The 911-nt window shown below is 58.8% G+C and carries 1 protein-coding gene; it reads left to right on the top strand.

Annotation, left to right across the window (positions count from 1 at the left end; translation table 11 throughout):
- Nucleotides 1-433: carboxylesterase family protein (locus AAFM29_RS17085; RefSeq protein ID WP_341713932.1), on the top strand; the 433-nt coding region annotated here is incomplete at its 5' end.
- Nucleotides 434-911 lie beyond the last annotated feature (478 nt).

Genomic DNA, 911 nt, shown 5'->3' with positions numbered 1-911 from the left:
AGCGCTTTCCATCAACCGTGCTGCACGCGACAATTCGCGTTATTCGACTTTTTCATGGATGAAGCGGTGGCAGAAGCGCGTTGCGAAGCCGTCCTATACTTACTTTTGGACGCATGCTCTCCCCGGTCCTGACAGCGCCATGCGCGGCGCGTTTCACGGGTCGGAAATCAATTATGTCTTTGGCAATCTCGATGCCAACGATCGGCCATGGACCCAAGACGACCGGCGCATCGCAGATATCATGTCGAGCTATTGGGCGAATATTGCCAAGAGCGGCGACCCCAATGGTCCGGGCTTACCTCATTGGTCGTCTTTCGACCCCGACAGGGCGGAGACGATGGAACTGGGCGATAAATTTGGAACTGTCGCGATCGCCACCCCGGCCAAGCGCGATTTCTGGCGCCGCTTCTTTGCGTCGAACGAGCAGTGGTGAATATCCAGCCATTGCGGAGCCTCGTTTTTCCCTGTGGATCGAGCAGCATGGGGCAAAGCAGATTTGCGTTGCTTCGGGCCGGGACAATCCACCCGGATAGGTCAGCCCTGCCGCCGTCAGGACAAAGCGGCGGCAAGGGCATAAATGGGCTTGCCCGGCGGACTGACCGAACGCCCCTGTTCGATCATCATGTACCATTGCGTGATGCGCCAACCCATCCGGCCCGTCTACCAGCGCCAGGCCTGCCCCACTATCGCGGCCCCCAATCTGGAAGGAATTCCTGCGCTCCTGTCTCCCTGTGGAGGTAAGGAGTGTATAATGAGCATTGTTTCAGGTGCAGCACGCGTGCTGCTTGTCACGATCGGGTCGCTATTTATTGGCTGTCCGGCCAACTATACCGCGGAGCAGGAGCGCAACAATGCCGCCCCGAACGCGCCGTCGGGAACGCAGCGCGTGGCCAACAAACTAGGCAATGTCG

Origin of the sequence: Erythrobacter sp. (assembly GCF_038133525.1) — a bacterium.
In the GTDB taxonomy this organism is placed as follows: domain Bacteria; phylum Pseudomonadota; class Alphaproteobacteria; order Sphingomonadales; family Sphingomonadaceae; genus Qipengyuania.
This window is presented reverse-complemented; position numbering and strand designations above follow the sequence as displayed.